The sequence below is a fragment of the Pseudomonas sp. Irchel 3H7 genome (assembly GCF_900187605.1).
Lineage (GTDB): Bacteria > Pseudomonadota > Gammaproteobacteria > Pseudomonadales > Pseudomonadaceae > Aquipseudomonas.
The window spans coordinates 165985-180991 of sequence record NZ_FYEA01000006.1 but is presented as its reverse complement, the minus strand read 5'-3'; the positions used below and the strand labels follow the sequence as shown (position 1 = coordinate 180991).

13 protein-coding genes are annotated in these 15007 nt (G+C 61.4%); 4 read left to right on the top strand and 9 right to left on the bottom strand.

What is annotated here, in order from left to right; all coding sequences use genetic code 11:
- Nucleotides 1-164: 164 nt before the first annotated feature.
- Entirely contained in the window at nt 165-929 is a 765-nt protein-coding gene (locus CKW38_RS13205) for a CHAD domain-containing protein (RefSeq protein ID WP_095112939.1), read from the bottom strand.
- 79 nt (nt 930-1008) lie between these two features.
- A complete protein-coding gene (locus CKW38_RS13200) occupies nt 1009-1287 on the bottom strand; it encodes a hypothetical protein (RefSeq protein ID WP_007908543.1) in 279 nt (92 codons plus the stop codon).
- A 215-nt stretch (nt 1288-1502) separates the two neighbouring features.
- On the opposite strand from CKW38_RS13200, the gene CKW38_RS13195 reads away from it, so the two are divergent.
- The gene (locus tag CKW38_RS13195) at nt 1503-2552 is read left to right on the top strand and encodes a patatin-like phospholipase family protein (protein ID WP_007908542.1); all 1050 of its coding nucleotides are present in this window, start codon (nt 1503-1505) and stop codon (nt 2550-2552) included.
- 141 nt (nt 2553-2693) lie between these two features.
- Here the strand turns inward: CKW38_RS13195 and CKW38_RS13190 are convergent, their stop codons facing one another.
- From CKW38_RS13190 to kdpF, 6 genes are all read right to left on the bottom strand, one after another.
- Nucleotides 2694-3392 (bottom strand): response regulator, encoded by a 699-nt coding sequence (locus CKW38_RS13190; protein WP_007908541.1) that lies wholly within the window; start codon nt 3390-3392, stop codon nt 2694-2696.
- 48 nt (nt 3393-3440) lie between these two features.
- Nucleotides 3441-6092: a sensor histidine kinase KdpD gene (locus CKW38_RS13185; RefSeq protein WP_095112938.1), complete on the bottom strand. Its 2652-nt coding sequence runs from the start codon at nt 6090-6092 to the stop codon at nt 3441-3443.
- A 137-nt stretch (nt 6093-6229) separates the two neighbouring features.
- Nucleotides 6230-6775, bottom strand: coding sequence for a potassium-transporting ATPase subunit KdpC (gene kdpC, locus CKW38_RS13180; protein ID WP_007908524.1), 546 nt, complete (start codon nt 6773-6775; stop codon nt 6230-6232).
- Between the two features lie 347 nt (nt 6776-7122).
- Nucleotides 7123-9180, bottom strand: coding sequence for a potassium-transporting ATPase subunit KdpB (gene kdpB, locus CKW38_RS13175; RefSeq protein ID WP_095112937.1), 2058 nt, complete (start codon nt 9178-9180; stop codon nt 7123-7125).
- A gap of 24 nt (nt 9181-9204) precedes the next feature.
- Nucleotides 9205-10899, bottom strand: coding sequence for a potassium-transporting ATPase subunit KdpA (gene kdpA, locus CKW38_RS13170; RefSeq protein WP_007908510.1), 1695 nt, complete (start codon nt 10897-10899; stop codon nt 9205-9207).
- Nucleotides 10900-10907: 8 nt separating this feature from the next.
- Entirely contained in the window at nt 10908-10997 is a 90-nt protein-coding gene (kdpF, locus tag CKW38_RS13165; RefSeq protein WP_007899818.1) for a K(+)-transporting ATPase subunit F, read from the bottom strand.
- Between the two features lie 384 nt (nt 10998-11381).
- On the opposite strand from kdpF, the gene eat reads away from it, so the two are divergent.
- The 3 genes from eat (at nt 11382) to CKW38_RS13150 (ending at nt 13735) form a co-directional block, all read left to right on the top strand.
- Nucleotides 11382-12746 (top strand): ethanolamine permease, encoded by a 1365-nt coding sequence (gene eat, locus CKW38_RS13160; protein ID WP_007908507.1) that lies wholly within the window; start codon nt 11382-11384, stop codon nt 12744-12746.
- Between the two features lie 129 nt (nt 12747-12875).
- Nucleotides 12876-13043, top strand: coding sequence for a DUF2897 family protein (locus CKW38_RS13155; RefSeq protein ID WP_007908505.1), 168 nt, complete (start codon nt 12876-12878; stop codon nt 13041-13043).
- A 137-nt stretch (nt 13044-13180) separates the two neighbouring features.
- On the top strand, nt 13181-13735 hold the full coding sequence (locus CKW38_RS13150; protein WP_095112936.1) for a TetR/AcrR family transcriptional regulator: 555 nt from the start codon (nt 13181-13183) through the stop codon (nt 13733-13735).
- Here the strand turns inward: CKW38_RS13150 and fabF are convergent.
- On the bottom strand, nt 13732-15006 hold the full coding sequence (gene fabF, locus CKW38_RS13145; RefSeq protein WP_007949741.1) for a beta-ketoacyl-ACP synthase II: 1275 nt from the start codon (nt 15004-15006) through the stop codon (nt 13732-13734). The two genes, CKW38_RS13150 and fabF, sit on opposite strands and share 4 nt — an antisense overlap.
- Nucleotide 15007: the final 1 nt, after the last annotated feature.

Sequence of the window (15007 nt, the reverse complement as noted above, 5' to 3'; positions counted from 1 at the left end):
AAATGGGCTGACAGAAAGGCCTTAGCGTATTTCAAATACAGACACAAAACCCTGTAGGAGCTGCCGAAGGCTGCGATCTTTTGATTTTGATTTTGATTTTTAACAACAAGATCAAAAGATCGCAGCCTTCGGCAGCTCCTGCAGGGGATATCGCGGGGCTCAGGTTATTTGAAACAGGCTGAACTGAGTTTTTCCAGCACACGATCAGCTTTGCTTTCGGCTTTGATCATGGTCGCCTGCCAAGTGACGACACAGGGCTGAAGATCCGCCTCCAGTTCGGCTTTCGCCAGCCACTGCCAGCAATCGTGCCAGTCACCCAACGCGCCTTGGGCCGACTTCAATCGCGCCAGCGCCGCCTTGGGCAAGCGGTCCAGTTCGGGATAGGCTTCGATGCCGTAGCGCACGCGCTTGATCAGCAAACGCAAGCGGTGACGGTCGTGAGCGGGATCGTGCAGCGCCTCGTCGAGTTTCTGCCATTGCTTGCCGAGGCGTTTCTCGATGCGCTTGTCCAAACCTTTGAGCAAGCCCTGACGCTGTGAGGCGCGCAGAAATCGCGGGAACGCGTCGAGAATCATCAGCAGCGAGGCCACTTCGGCACTCGCCGCCAGCGCCGGATAAGCCTCGGCCATCTGCGCCATGCGGCGTTGCGCGGCTTCGGGCTGATCATGCGCGAGCAGGTACGCCGCCAACACCTCGCGATCACGCCACGGGGTGGTCAATTGGCCGACCGCCGAGGCGGCATCTTCCAGTTGCTCGACACCGGGCAAGCCGCGCAATGGCCGCAACAGGCTGCGCAAGCGCCGCACCGTAGTGCGCAGATCGTGCAGCGCCTCGGGATCGGTACGTGCCGTCAATCGCGCCTGACAGGCCAGCAGCCGTACCTCCAGACTCAGGACATGAGCCACCAACCGGTCAACCAACGCAGACATCACTTGCTCCTGATTCAAATGGCTCTGTAGAACATGCTGCCGCCCAGTGACCGCAGCCTCCTTGCTTCACGTCAGCAGCTTAGCGGCCGGCGCGGGATTCGCGAATGTAGAAACGCGCCTTCTCGGCTTTCTTGCTGCAGCCTTCAAACCCTTCGAATTGCTGCTGGGTCTTGGCGGCGGTCAGCAGCGACAACGCTTTGGAGTAGCTGACGGTGCCGGCAAAGCCTTCGGCCTTGGCCAGATCCAGCTCATGCCAGGCCGCGTCGAGCTGGCTGCCGCAGCTGTCGCGGTAAGCGGTTTTACCGGCGCAACCGGCCAATGCCAGAGCCATCAACGGCACACAGATCCAGGCTTTCATCACTCACACCTCAAATAGGTCAACAATCGTGCAGGTAAGACGGCCTGGCTGCGAAAAAGTGCCTTGCCGGCGGGTGAAACCGCGCAACTGAGAAGGATAGCGCTGAAGGGTCATGCAGGAGCGAAAAAACGACGTCACTGGCGCACTGAACGACTTCGGCGATTGAGCCGGTCCGGCGATGGGTGCATTGTGGAACCTTGTCGGGAGGACGCTGGATGAAAAAAAAACGTGTCGCGCTGGTACTGGGCTCCGGTGGCGCCCGGGGCTATGCCCATATCGGGGTCATTGAAGAGATCGAGAAACGCGGGTACGAAATCGCCTGCATTGCTGGCTGTTCGATGGGCGCCGTGGTCGGCGGGATCTACGCCGCCGGCAAGCTCGATGAATACCGCAACTGGATCGAAAGTCTCGACTATCTGGACGTACTGCGCCTGGTCGACGTGAGTTTCCGCCTCGGCGCGATTCGCGGCGAAAAGGTCTTCGGCCAGATCCGCAAGATCGTCGGCGAAATCAACATCGAAGACTTGCGCATCCCCTACACCGCGGTCGCCGCCGACCTCACCAACCAACAGGAGATCTGGTTTCAGGAAGGCTGCCTGCATCAGGCGATGCGCGCCTCGGCGGCGATTCCGAGTCTGTTCACGCCAGTGATGCAAGGCAATCGCATGCTGGTCGACGGCGGCATTCTCAACCCGTTGCCGATCGTGCCGGTGGTGTCGAGCCACTGTGATCTGATCATTGCGGTCAACCTCAACTCGACCAACCAGCGTCACTACAAACTGCCGGTGATCCAGCGCCCCGCCGCGTTCCGCTCACGCTTCGACAACCTGATCAGATCACTGGGATCGAAGATGCCGTTCCGCCGTACACAGGCCGAGCAACTGTTGCGGCTCGAGCAGGAAGCGTTGCGCGCCGAAGCAGCAGACATCAACCCTTGGCTGGACGGCGCCGAGCCGGAGAGCCAGCAACCGGCCGCCGCGCCAGAGCGTGAAGGCGCGCCGAAATCGGCGACCGGTTCATTCATCATCGATAACGTCGGGCCGGCGTCGCTGCTGGATTTGATCAACCAGAGTTTCGAGGTGATGCAGACCTCGTTGGCGCAGTACAAGATCGCTGGGTATCCGCCGGACATCCTGATCAACGTGCCGAAGCGGGTGTGCCGGTTTTTCGAGTTTTACAAGGCGCCGGAGTTGATCGCGTTGGGACGGGAGATTGCGCGGGATACGCTGGATCGGTATGACAGTGAGCAGAGCAGAGAGCCCTGAAGTTTTCCGCAGTCTTTAAGGGCCTCATCGCTGGCAAGCCAGCTCCCACAGTGATCGAGGTGATACACAGATTTCAATCACAGCTGAAAAACCTGTGGGAGCTGGCTTGCCAGCGATGGCGTCTGCCGGGACAACAAATGGCTAAAGAGTGTTGTCACTCAACAGCCGATAGCCAACCCCCGCCTCAGTCACGATAAACCGCGGCCGCGTCGGATCATCCGCTAGTTTCTGGCGCAAATGCCCCACCACAATCCGCAGATAATGGCTGTCCTCGGTGTGGGTCGGCCCCCAGATATCCTTGAGCAATTGCTGCTGGGTAATCACTCGCCCCGGATGCCGCGCCAGTTGCGCCAGCACCGCGTACTCCTTGCGGGTCAGCGCCACTTCGACACCGTCGAGCAACACCCGCCGATAGGCCAGATCCACGGTCAACGGGCCGAAACTCAACGCCGCCTGCTGCGCCTCCCCCGTCGGCGCCTGACGCAACAAGGCGCGGACCCGGGCGAGAAACTCCTGGATGCCGAACGGCTTGGTCACGTAGTCATTGGCGCCGCCATCCAGCGCCTGGACTTTCTGCCCTTCGCTGGCGCGCACCGACAACACCAACACCGGCGCCGTGGCCCACTCGCGAAATTCGCGCAGCACTTGCTGGCCGTCCATGTCCGGCAGGCCGAGGTCGAGCACCAGCAAATCCGGTTTGTTCAGCGCCGCCTGCGCCAGGCCTTCGGCACCGGTGCCGGCCTCAAGCACTTTGTAGCCCTGGGAAGCGAGGCTGATGCGCAGGAACTTGCGGATCTGCGGTTCGTCGTCGATGACCAAAATGGTCGCGGTCTGGCTCATGAATTCACATCAACACAAAAGAGTGGCAAGAGATTAGCGCAGTCCGCATCAGGCTTCATTGTCCATCCCCGGTTGCGCTTGCAACGGCAAGTGCAAATTGATGCAGGTGCCGCGTCCGTCGATGCCGTCGGCGACACTGATGCGACCGCCGTGCGCGCCGACCATGCCCTGACAGATTGCCAGGCCGAGGCCAGTGCCCTGCCCCCCGCGATCACCACGGGCTGCGGTGTAGAACATGTCGAAAATCTTCGCCCGTTCATCCTCGGGAATCCCCGGCCCCTCGTCGCTGACCGAGAAGAAAATCTCCTCGTCATTCGCTCCCGCGCTGAGTTGTAAACGACCGTGAACAGGTGAGAAACGCGCTGCGTTTTCCATCACATTGACCAATGCCTGTTCAATCAACGCGGCATGGACGAACAATAGCGGCAACTCACTCGGCACATCGGTACTGACCTGGAGCGGCGCCAATACCGCGCGCAGGCGATTGAGTGAGCTGCCGACGATATCGGCGGGCGACACCCAGTCCCGCGCCAGTTTCAGCGCACCGTGGCCTAGGCGCGTCATGTCGAGCAGATTCTGGATGTAGCGGTCGAGGCGTTCGGCTTCATCACGGGTGCCCTCGAGCAGTTCACGACGATCCTCCAGCGGGATCGCTTCGCCGAGGGCCAACAGGCTGTCGATGCTGCCGCGCATGGCGGTCAGCGGCGTGCGCAAGTCGTGAGACACCGACGCCAATAGCGCACTGCGCAATTGTTCGGTCTCGCCGTGCAGGCGCGCGGCTTCCAGGTCATCGGCCAACTGCGCGCGCGCCAGCGCTTGGGCGAGCGGCTGACTCAACGCGGTGAGCAAGCGGCGACGCTGGCCACTCAAGGTCTGGCCTTCCTTGGCACACACGCCAAGCAACGCCAGCGGCCCATCCTCGACCGACAGCGGCCACCACCACCAGCGTCCGAACGGCAACGTGCCGGTGCCCATGCCCGCCGGTTGATCGTGCTGCCAGGCCCAATCGGCGGCGGCGCGTTCGGACTCGGTAAATTCCAGCGGCCCGCCGGTCTCGATTTTCCAGCCGCCCTGGCCGTCGCGATTAAGCAGGCACAACTGCAGATCGCTCCAGCCATTGAGGTGTTGCGCGGCAGCGCTGACCACAGCCTGGCGATCGGTGGCGGCGGTGAGTTTGCGCGACAGGTCAAGCAGTTCGGTGGTTTCTTCCTGGGTGTCACGCAAGGCTTGCAATTGCCGACGCTGACGCGCCGCAAGATTACCGGTGAGCGCCGCCATCAACAGGAAAAACAATAAAGTCAGGACGTCTTCTTCGCGCTGGATGGCGAAGGAAAAATTCGGCGGGATGAACAGAAAGTCATAGGTCAGAAACGACAACGCCGCACAGGCCAGCGCCGGACCGAGACTGCTGCGCACCGCCACCAGCAACACTGCCGCGAGGAACACCAGCGAGATATTCGGCAGCGGCAACACACTCGACACCGCCCACGCCAGCGCACTGGCCAACACCGTGGCAACCAGCGCCAGCGCATAGTCGAACCACACCAGGGTCAGCGGGTTTCGCGGGCGCGACTGCGGGTGTTCATGATCGTTGTCGAGGACGTTGATTTCCAGCCCATGGGCCTGACGCAACAGACGCGCCGCCAAGCCACCGCCGAACAGTCGACGACGCCAACTGGGCCGAGACTGGCCGACCAACACCAGACTCGCACGGCGCTCGGCAGCATGCTGGACCAAGGTTTTCGCCACTTCACCGGCGCGCAGCAACACCACTTCTCCACCGAGGCGCTCGGCCAGTTGCTGAGCACTTTGCAGGCGCAGGCGCGATTGCTCGTCGCGTACGCTGCCGTTATCGACATGCACCAGACTCCACGGTAAATGTCGGCGCTGGGCGACACGACTGGCATGCCGTACCAGGCGTTCGGCTTGCGCATCACCATCGACGCCGACCAGCAATCGCCCGCGCACTGCTGGGGCGGCCTGACCGAGCTGGCGATAGCCTTGAGCGAGATCGTTATCGACCTGCGCAGCGGCGGTTTGCATCGCCAGTTCGCGCAACGCGGTGAGGTTGGTCTGGGTGAAAAACGCATCGATCGCTGCGCGGGCCTGTTCCGGCACGTAGACCTTGCCTTCACGCAGACGCTCGAGCAGTTCACGCGGCGGCAGGTCGATCAACAGCAGTTCGTAGGCTTCTTGCAGCACCCAGTCCGGCAGGGTTTCGCGCACTTGCACACCGGTGATGCCGCGCACCTGATCGTTGAGGCTTTCCAGGTGCTGGACGTTGACCGTGGTGAATACGTCGATACCGGCGGCGAGCAATTCCTGAATGTCTTGCCAGCGTTTCGCGTGGCGGCTGCCGGGGGCGTTGCTGTGGGCCAGTTCATCGACCAGCACCAACTTCGGCCTGGCCGAGAGAATGCCGTCGAGGTCCATTTCTTCGAGCATCACGCCACGGTATTCCGAGCGCACCAGCGGTTGCTGCGGCAGGCCGCCAAGCAACGCTTCGGTTTCGGCGCGGCCGTGGGTTTCAACGACCCCAGCGAGGACTTTCACGCCTTGGCGCAATTGCGTGTGGGCAGCCTGAAGCATGGCGTAGGTCTTGCCGACACCGGGGGCGGCGCCGAGGAAAACCTTGAGCCGGCCACGGCCGTCACGGGGCAGGTCTGCTAACAGCGCGTCGGCGCGGCCGGAGTCGCTCATGCTTGATGTTCTCTCTTCCTGATGATCGTTCCCACGCTCTGCGTGGGAATGCAGCCCGGGACGCTCTGCGCCCCACCAAAGCGGACGCGGAGCGTCCATTGATGCATTCCCACGCAGAGCGTGGGAACGATCATCTTCTACAGTTTTTCCAGGGCCATGTTCAGCTCCAGCACATTGACCACCGGCGGCCCCACCAGCGGCTGTTCGATATGCGCATCGAGCAGTTGCTGAAGAGTCGATACCGGCACATTTCGCGCTGCTGCGACACGCGCCAGTTGATAGGCAATCGCTGCCGGTGGCAAGTGCGGATCAAGGCCGCTGCCGGAGGTGGTCAGCAAGGCCAATGGCACCGGGCCCTGACCAGGAACCTGCAATTTGTTGGCATCGTCGATCACCCGCGTGGCGAGTGCCGGATTGCTCGGCGCCAGGTTGCTCGCGCTGCTGGAAACGGTGGCAAACGCACCGGCGGAGGGACGTGGATGGAACCACGCATCGCCGACAAAATCCTGGGCAATCAGTGACGAGCCACGGACTTTACCGTCGGCGTCGTGCACCAGGCTGCCGTTGGCTTGAGCGGGGAATGCGACTTGCGCGACGCCGGTCACCACCAGTGGATAGGCGACGCCGGTGACCAGGGTCATCAGCACCAGCAGGCTCAGGGCCGGACGTATCATTGTGGACATTTCAAAATCCTCGAATTCGTTGGGCAAACTTTGGTGGGGTGTCAGGGAGATCTTTTCCCCCCTCACCCCAACCCTCTCCCCCCAAGGGGGCGAGGGGGAGAGGGAGCCGATCTTTGTGCTTTTCAAAACCTGAGTTCGGCTCTGTATTTCAGGTCGGTGTAGCTCTGATAAACCACTCGGTTAGTCCCCTCTCCCCCCATGTCGCTAAGGGGAAAGGGGCCGATCCTTGTGCTTTTCAAGACCTGAGTTCGGCTCGGTATTTCAGGTCGATGTACCTCTTTTGAACCACTCGGTCAGTCCCCTCTCCCCCCGGGAGAGGGTTAGGGTGAGGGGCTGCGATATCAGCCTCACACCAAATGCAGCGCCGTGAGCAACATGTCGATCGCCTTGATCCCCACAAACGGCACCAGAATCCCGCCCAATCCGTAGATCAGCAGATTGCGCCGCAGCAACGCTGCCGCACTCGCCGCCTGCACGCGCACACCACGCAGCGCCAGTGGAATCAGCACGACGATGATCAAGGCGTTGAAGACGATGGCCGAGAGAATCGCGCTCTGCGGACTGGTCAACTGCATGATGTTGAGCACGCCCAGTTGCGGATAAATCGAGGCAAACAACGCCGGCAGGATCGCGAAGTATTTGGCCACGTCGTTGGCGATGGAAAACGTCGTCAGCGCGCCACGGGTCACCAGCAATTCCTTGCCGATCTGCACCACGTCGAGCAGCTTGGTCGGATCGCTGTCGAGGTCGACCATGTTCGCCGCTTCGCGGGCAGCCTGGGTGCCGTCGTTCATCGCCATGCCGACGTCAGCCTGAGCCAGCGCCGGGGCATCGTTGGCGCCGTCGCCGCACATCGCGACCAGGCGACCGTCGTTTTGCTCATGACGAATGCGCGCGAGTTTTTTCTCCGGGGTGGCCTCGGCGAGAACGTCATCGACACCCGCCTCAGCGGCGATGGCGGCGGCAGTCAGCGGGTTATCACCGGTGACCATCACGGTGCGAATGCCCAGTTTGCGCAGTTCGGCGAAACGTTCGCGGATGCCTGGTTTAACCACGTCCTTGAGGTGGATCGCGCCCAGCAATTTGCCGTCGGCACACACCAGCAATGGCGTGCCACCGCTCTGCGCGATCTTGTCGATTTCCCGCGACAGTGCCGGAGCCAGATCGGCGCGTTTCTGGCCGAGGAAACTCAGCAGCGAGTCCACCGCACCTTTGCGATAGACACGGCCCTGATAGTCGACACCGGACAAACGGGTTTCCGCGCTGAACGGCACAGCGGTCAAGGTTTCCAGCGCCGGCTCAGGCTGCGGGTGCAGACCGCGCAGGTATTCGACGATGGATTTACCTTCAGCGGTTTCGTCGGCCAAGGATGCGAACAACGCACCTTCAGCCAGTTCGCGACCGCTCACACCCGGCGCGGCATACACCGCGCTGCAACGACGGTTACCGAAGGTGATGGTGCCGGTCTTGTCGAGCAGCAGCACATGCACGTCCCCCGCCGCTTCCACCGCACGACCGGACTTGGCAATCACATTGAGGCGCACCAGACGATCCATCCCGGCAATACCGATGGCCGACAGCAAACCGCCAATGGTGGTCGGGATCAGCGTGACCAGCAGCGCCACAAGGAATACCAGCGGCAGGCTGCCGTTGGCGAAATGGGCGAACGGTTGCAGGGTCACGACTACCAACAGGAAGATCAGGGTCAGGCCGATCAGCAGGATGTCCAGCGCCACTTCGTTGGGCGTCTTCTGACGCTTGGCGCCTTCGACCAGTGCGATCATGCGGTCCAGAGTCGACTCACCGGGGTTGACGGTGATCTTCACCAGCAACCAGTCGGACACCAGACGGGTGTTGCCGGTGACGGCCGAACGATCGCCACCGGATTCACGAATCACCGGCGCCGATTCACCGGTGATCGCCGCTTCGTTGACCGCGGCGATGCCTTCGATGACTTCGCCGTCACCGGGGATCATTTCCCCGGCTTCGACACGCACCACATCGCCTTTGCGCAGACTTGCCGCTGGCACTACCTGAAAGCTGCCGTTAGCCTGTTTACGCCGTGCGCTGAGGCCTTCGCTGCCAGCCTTGAGGCTGTCGGCGCGGGCCTTGCCGCGACCTTCGGCCAAGGCTTCGGCGAAGTTGGCGAACAGCACGGTGAACCACAGCCACAGGGCGATTTGCGCAGCGACGAAGGTCGGCACGTCGGCGTCGGGAATGAAGCACAGCACCGTGGTGAAAATTGCGGTCAGTTCGACCACCAGCATCACCGGCGAACGTTTCAGTTGCCGAGGGTCGAGCTTGACGAAGGCTTGCACCAGCGCCGGCCGCCACAGGGCCGAGATCGCGGTTTTCGCTTGTTCCGGCGCCTTGACGACGGCGGGTTTGATTGCGGGCATATTCATCATCCAGCTCCTAAAATGAAAGGCTTAGAAGCCCATGCTCAGGTGTTCCGCGATTGGGCCGAGCGCCAGGGTTGGCAGGAAGGTCAGGCCGCCCACCAGCAAAATGGTCACGGTCAACAGGGTCACGAACAGCGGGCCGTGGGTCGGGAAGCTGTTCTGCCCGATCGGCGCGGTTTTCTTCATCGCCAGGCTGCCGGCCAAGGCCAGAACCGGCAGGATGTAACCGAAGCGACCGATCAACATGCCCAGGCCCAACATCAGATTGTGGAACGGCGTGTTGGCGCTCAGACCACCGAACGCCGAACCGTTGTTGGCACTGGCAGAGGTGTAGGCATAGAGCAACTGGCTGAAACCGTGCGGGCCGGGGTTGCTGATGGTCGCCGCAGCACTGGGAACCGCTGCGGCAATCGCACCGAGCACCAGCACGCCGACCGGCATGACCAGCAGGGTCACCACCAGTAATTGCACCTCACGCGCCTGGAGTTTCTTGCCGAGGTATTCCGGGGTGCGACCGATCATCAAACCGGCGAGGAACACCGCGATCAGCACGTTGAGCAACATGCCGTAGAGCCCAGCACCAACGCCGCCGAAGATCACTTCGCCGACCATCATGTTGACCAGCGCGACCATGCCGCTGAGCGGGTTGAGGCTGTCGTGCATGCCGTTGACCGAACCGTTCGACGCGGCCGTCGTCGTCACCGACCACAGCACCGTGGCGGTGGTGCCGAAGCGCGCTTCCTTGCCTTCCAGCGGCGCGGTCTGTTCGACGGCGGCGTTGTTCAGGGTCGGATTCGGTTGGTACTCAGCCCACAGCGAAGTCGCGCCACCGATCAGGAACAGCGCGAGCATGCAGGCGATAATCGCGCGGCTCTGGCGCAGGTCTTTGACGTAGTGGCCGAAGGTGAACACCAGCGCCACCGGAATCAGAATGATCGAAGCGACTTCGAACAGGTTGCTCCACGCGGTCGGGTTCTCGAACGGATGCGCCGAGTTGACGCCGAAGAAGCCGCCGCCGTTGGTGCCCAGTTGCTTGATCGCAATCTGGCTGGCGGCCGGGCCGAGCGGGATCACTTGATCAACGCCTTGCATCGTCACCGCGTTCACATACTGCGCAAAGGTCTGCGGCACGCCCTGCCAGACCAGATACAGCGCCAACAGCAAGCACAACGGCAACAGGCCGTAGAGGGTGGCGCGGGTCATGTCGACCCAGAAGTTGCCGAGAGTTTTCGTCGATTTGCGGCCGATGCCACGGCACAGCGCAACCAGCACGGCCAGGCCGGTGGCGGCGCTGACGAAGTTCTGCACGGTGAGACCGACCATCTGGCTCAGGTAGCTGAGGGTCGCTTCGCCGCTGTAGGACTGCCAGTTGGTGTTGGTCATGAAACTGACCGCGGTGTTGAACGCCTGCGTCCACTCCTGGCCCGGCAGATTTTGCGGGTTCAGTGGCAAGTGATCCTGGAACAACAGAATCGCGAACAGCAGCAGGAAACCGGCCAGGTTGAACGCCAGCAGCGCCAGCGTGTACTTCTGCCAGCTCTGCTCAGCCTGCGGATCGACCCCGGCGATGCGATAGCAACCGCGCTCGACCGGGCCGAGAACCGGCGTCAGCCAGGTGCGCTGACCTTCCATCACTTTGTAGTAGAAGCGCCCGAGCAGCGGCGCCGGCAGCAGGACCACCGCGAAAAACGCGAGGATCAGCCAATAGTCATAACTGTGCATAGCCGCTCCTAGTTCCGATCCGCGCGCAACAGCGCAACCAACAGATAAATGAACAGCCCCACTGCCAATAGCAGTGACACCCCGTCCAGAACGCTCATGGAAGATCTCCGTGTTACGGCGTATTGCCGCGTGTGGAGGCATTGTCGGAAAGGAGGCTGTAAAGGAACGAGAGCGAGGGGTCTGGCTGGGCATAAAGAAAGCGTAAAGAGTGGGTTTATGCCGGCGTTACAGCAGGTTTTTGCGCCGTCAGGCGGGCCTCTTCGCGAGCAGGCTCGCTCCCACATTTTGAAATGCACTCACCTGCTCGCGAAGACGGCATCAACGCCGACATCGCACCCAACTGGCGCACAAAAAGCAGCTATCCCACCGCGAACATCCCCGATACGACAGCTTTCAACTCATTACGACTTGTTTCAACGCAATGGCACGCCCACTGCAAACGCCCTCTCCCGAGCTTTTCAAACCGTTCAGGGAGCAAACGCATGAACACACAACTCAAACCCACGCTGGGCACGCTGCACCTGTGGGGCATTGCGGTAGGGCTGGTGATTTCCGGAGAGTACTTCGGCTGGAGTTACGGCTGGGGTGTGGCCGGGACCCTGGGGTTCCTGGTGACCTCGTTCATGGTCGCGACCATGTACACCTGTTTTATCTTCAGTTTCACCGAACTCACGACCGCAATTCCCCATGCGGGTGGGCCGTTCGCCTACAGCCGTCGCGCCTTCGGTGAAAAGGGTGGCTTGATTGCCGGGTTGGCAACGCTGATCGAGTTCGTCTTCGCGCCCCCGGCGATTGCTTTGGCCATTGGTGCCTACCTTAATGTGCAGTTTCCGGCGCTCGATCCGAAACACGCGGCGGTCGGTGCGTACATCGTGTTCATGGGGCTGAATATTCTTGGGGTGAAACTGGCGGCTACTTTCGAACTGATTGTTTGCGTGCTGGCCGTGGCTGAATTGCTGGTGTTCATGGGCGTGGTCGCCCCTGCGTTCAGCTTCAGCAACTTTGCCTTGAATGGCTGGGCCGGCTCCGACGTGTTTGGCGCGCCGGCGATTGCCGGGATGTTCGCGGCCATTCCGTTTGCGATCTGGTTTTTCCTGGCCATCGAAGGCGCGGCGATGGCTGCCGAAGAAGCCAAGGATCCGAAACGCACGATTCCCAAGGCTTATATAAGCGGCATTCTGACCCTGGTGTTGCTGGCGATGGGTGTGATGTTCTTTGCCGGCGGCGTCGGCGACTGGCGCACCCTGGCCAACATCAACGACCCACTACCGCAGGCGATGAAAACCGTGGTCGGCGACAACTCCGGCTGGCTGCACATGCTGGTGTGGATCGGTCTGTTCGGTCTGGTCGCCAGTTTCCACGGCATCATCCTCGGCTATTCACGGCAGTTCTTCGCCCTGGCCCGCGCCGGTTATCTCCCAGCCTCGCTGGCGAAACTCTCACGCTTCCAGACGCCACACCGCGCCATCATTGTCGGCGGCATCATCGGCATCGCGGCGATTTACAGCGACGGTCTGATCAACCTCGGCGGCATGACCCTCACCGCCGCGATGATCACCATGGCGGTATTCGGCGCGATCGTGATGTACATCATGAGCATGCTCAGTCTGTTCAAACTGCGTAAATCGGAACCGAATCTGGAACGTACCTTCCGCGCGCCGTGCTACCCGTTGATTCCGCTGATTGCCTTGGTGCTGGCGGTGGTGTGTCTGGTGGCGATGGCGTGGTTCAACGCGTTGATCGGGCTGATCTTCCTCGGCTTCATGGCAGTCGGTTTCGGCTACTTCCTGCTCACCGGACAACTGCGTGCCAACGCACCGGCCGATGCGATGCTGACGGGCAATTGAGGGATTTCGGGTGTACCGGGTGCAAGCGGCCTAGAATGGAACCACTGCGAGTTCACTTCGCTCAAACGTGGTATGCAGCGTCGCACGGCGAAATCCTCGTCCGTCAACCTGCCCTTAAGGAGAGCCGTTATGCCTTGGTATGCCTGGTTGATTCTAGTCGTTGCAATCGGCTCGATCGTCGGCGGATTGATGATGTTGCGCGACACCGCCAACAAGGTCGATCTGACCGATGAAGAACGCCGACGCGTTGCCCAACGCAATGCCGAAGCGGACGCCAAAGATGCGCAGGACCGCTGAACACAACCCCGCCTGATCGGCGGGGTTTGTGCATTTTATAGCCATTGGACCTATCTGCACGCTTTTAAGAAGTAGAAGTACAGTCACCATCTAATTTTCCTTGGTTAAGATGGGGACATTGTTGCGGAGAGTTCCACATGCGTTATTCGCAGGATCATAAAGCCCAGACCCATCAGCGCATCATCAAGGAGGCTTCGGCTCGTTTTCGCAAGGACGGAATCGGCGCTACAGGTCTGCAACCCCTGATGAAGGCGCTGGGTCTGACCCATGGCGGTTTCTACTCACATTTCAAGTCCAAGGACGAACTTGTCGAGAAAGCCTTGCAAGAGGCCGGCAACCAGGTCGACGGTTTGTGCGCCGAGATTTTTTCCCAAGACAATCCGCTCGATGTCTTCATCGAAACGTATCTGTCCGAATGGCACCAGACATCGCCGCATGAAGGTTGTCCGTTGCTGACCATTTCTTCCGAGCTGGGCCTGCGTGGCCAACCGAGCCCCACCAGCGACGTGGTCCTCAACGCGCGGCTGGAGCAGATCGAAAACAGCCTCGAAGGAGAGAACAGCGCTGACCGCGCCATCGTCATCATGTCGACACTGGTCGGCGCGCTGCTGCTGTCTCGCAGCGTCGCGGATGCCGAGTTTGCGCAACGCATCCTCGATGTCACCCGCGATCATCTCAAGAAACGCGACTAAGCCTGCCAGCGCTTGAACAGCACGCTGGCATTGACCCCGCCAAACCCGAAACCATTGGACAGTGCATATTCGATCGACATCGGCCGCGCTTGGCCATGGACGATGTCCACCCCTGCGCTCGCCGGATCGGGATTGTCGAAATTCAGCGTCGGCGGAACGACCTGATCACGAATGGCCAACAGTGTGAAAATGGCTTCAAGCCCGCCGGCAGCGCCGAGCAAATGACCGGTGGCTGACTTGGTCGAGGTCACGGCGATTTTATTTTGCGTGCCGAACAACGCTTTGATCGCCGCCAGTTCGCCGAGGTCGCCCACCGGGGTCGAAGTCGCATGAGCGTTGAGGTGTTGCACCTGTTCCGGCTCGATACCCGCCTGCGCCAGTGCCAACGTCATCGCCCGCCTGGCACCGCTGCCATCTTCCGGCCCGGCCGTCAGGTGATAGGCGTCGGCGCTGGTGCCATAACCGACCAGCTCAGCCAAAGGCTTGGCCCCCCGGGCCAAGGCATGCTCCAGAGATTCGATCACCAGCAGCCCCGCGCCCTCGCCCATCACGAAACCGTCGCGACCGCTGTCGAATGGTCGAGATGCGCGCTCCGGGGTGTCGTTGTAACCGCTCGACAGTGCCCGTGCTGCCGCAAAACCGGCAAGACTGACGCGGTCGATGCAAGCTTCCGCGCCACCGCACACGGCAATATCCGCTTCGCCGGCGCGAATCAAGCGCGCCGCATCGCCAATCGCTTGAACACCCGCAGCGCACGCCGTCACCGGCGCCCCCAAAGGCCCCTTGAGGCCGTGCTGAATGGACACGTGCCCTGCCGCGAGATTGACCAGAAACGACGGGATGGTAAATGGTGACAAACGCCGAGGACCGCGGCTGTCGGTGGTGCGCACGGCGTCGGCAATCGCGCCGAAACCACCGACACCGGAACCGATGATCGTTGCGGTACGCTCCTGGCTTTTGCTCTCCGACGGATGCCAGTCAGCCTGCTCCAGCGCCTGCCGGGCAGCCTCCATGGCGAACAGAATAAAGCGGTCCATCTTCTTCTGTTCCTTGGGTGACGTGGCGCGATCCGGATCAAAACCTGCTTCAGCATCCTCTTCCAGCGTCGGCACCGCGCCGCCGACTCGCGTGGGCAAATCAGCGACCGTTGCCTCAGGCAAGTTACGCAGACCAGAACGCCCGGCCAGCAAGCGCTGCCATACGACTTCAAGGTCGCTGCCCAAGGGTGAAACCAGGCCCATGCCCGTGACGACTATTCGACGCGAATCCATA

Bases quoted from the DNA above. Each gene is read 5' to 3' on its own strand.
- CKW38_RS13205 (WP_095112939.1), bottom strand. From the start codon at position 929: ATGTCTGCGTTGGTTGACCGGTTGGTGGCTCATGTCCTGAGTCTGGAG.
- CKW38_RS13200 (WP_007908543.1), bottom strand. From the start codon at position 1,287: ATGAAAGCCTGGATCTGTGTGCCGTTGATGGCTCTGGCATTGGCCGGT.
- CKW38_RS13195 (WP_007908542.1), top strand. From the start codon at position 1,503: ATGAAAAAAAAACGTGTCGCGCTGGTACTGGGCTCCGGTGGCGCCCGG.
- CKW38_RS13190 (WP_007908541.1), bottom strand. From the start codon at position 3,392: ATGAGCCAGACCGCGACCATTTTGGTCATCGACGACGAACCGCAGATC.
- CKW38_RS13185 (WP_095112938.1), bottom strand. From the start codon at position 6,092: ATGAGCGACTCCGGCCGCGCCGACGCGCTGTTAGCAGACCTGCCCCGT.
- kdpC (WP_007908524.1), bottom strand. From the start codon at position 6,775: ATGTCCACAATGATACGTCCGGCCCTGAGCCTGCTGGTGCTGATGACC.
- kdpB (WP_095112937.1), bottom strand. From the start codon at position 9,180: ATGAATATGCCCGCAATCAAACCCGCCGTCGTCAAGGCGCCGGAACAA.
- kdpA (WP_007908510.1), bottom strand. From the start codon at position 10,899: ATGCACAGTTATGACTATTGGCTGATCCTCGCGTTTTTCGCGGTGGTC.
- kdpF (WP_007899818.1), bottom strand. From the start codon at position 10,997: ATGAGCGTTCTGGACGGGGTGTCACTGCTATTGGCAGTGGGGCTGTTC.
- eat (WP_007908507.1), top strand. From the start codon at position 11,382: ATGAACACACAACTCAAACCCACGCTGGGCACGCTGCACCTGTGGGGC.
- CKW38_RS13155 (WP_007908505.1), top strand. From the start codon at position 12,876: ATGCCTTGGTATGCCTGGTTGATTCTAGTCGTTGCAATCGGCTCGATC.
- CKW38_RS13150 (WP_095112936.1), top strand. From the start codon at position 13,181: ATGCGTTATTCGCAGGATCATAAAGCCCAGACCCATCAGCGCATCATC.
- fabF (WP_007949741.1), bottom strand. From the start codon at position 15,006: ATGGATTCGCGTCGAATAGTCGTCACGGGCATGGGCCTGGTTTCACCC.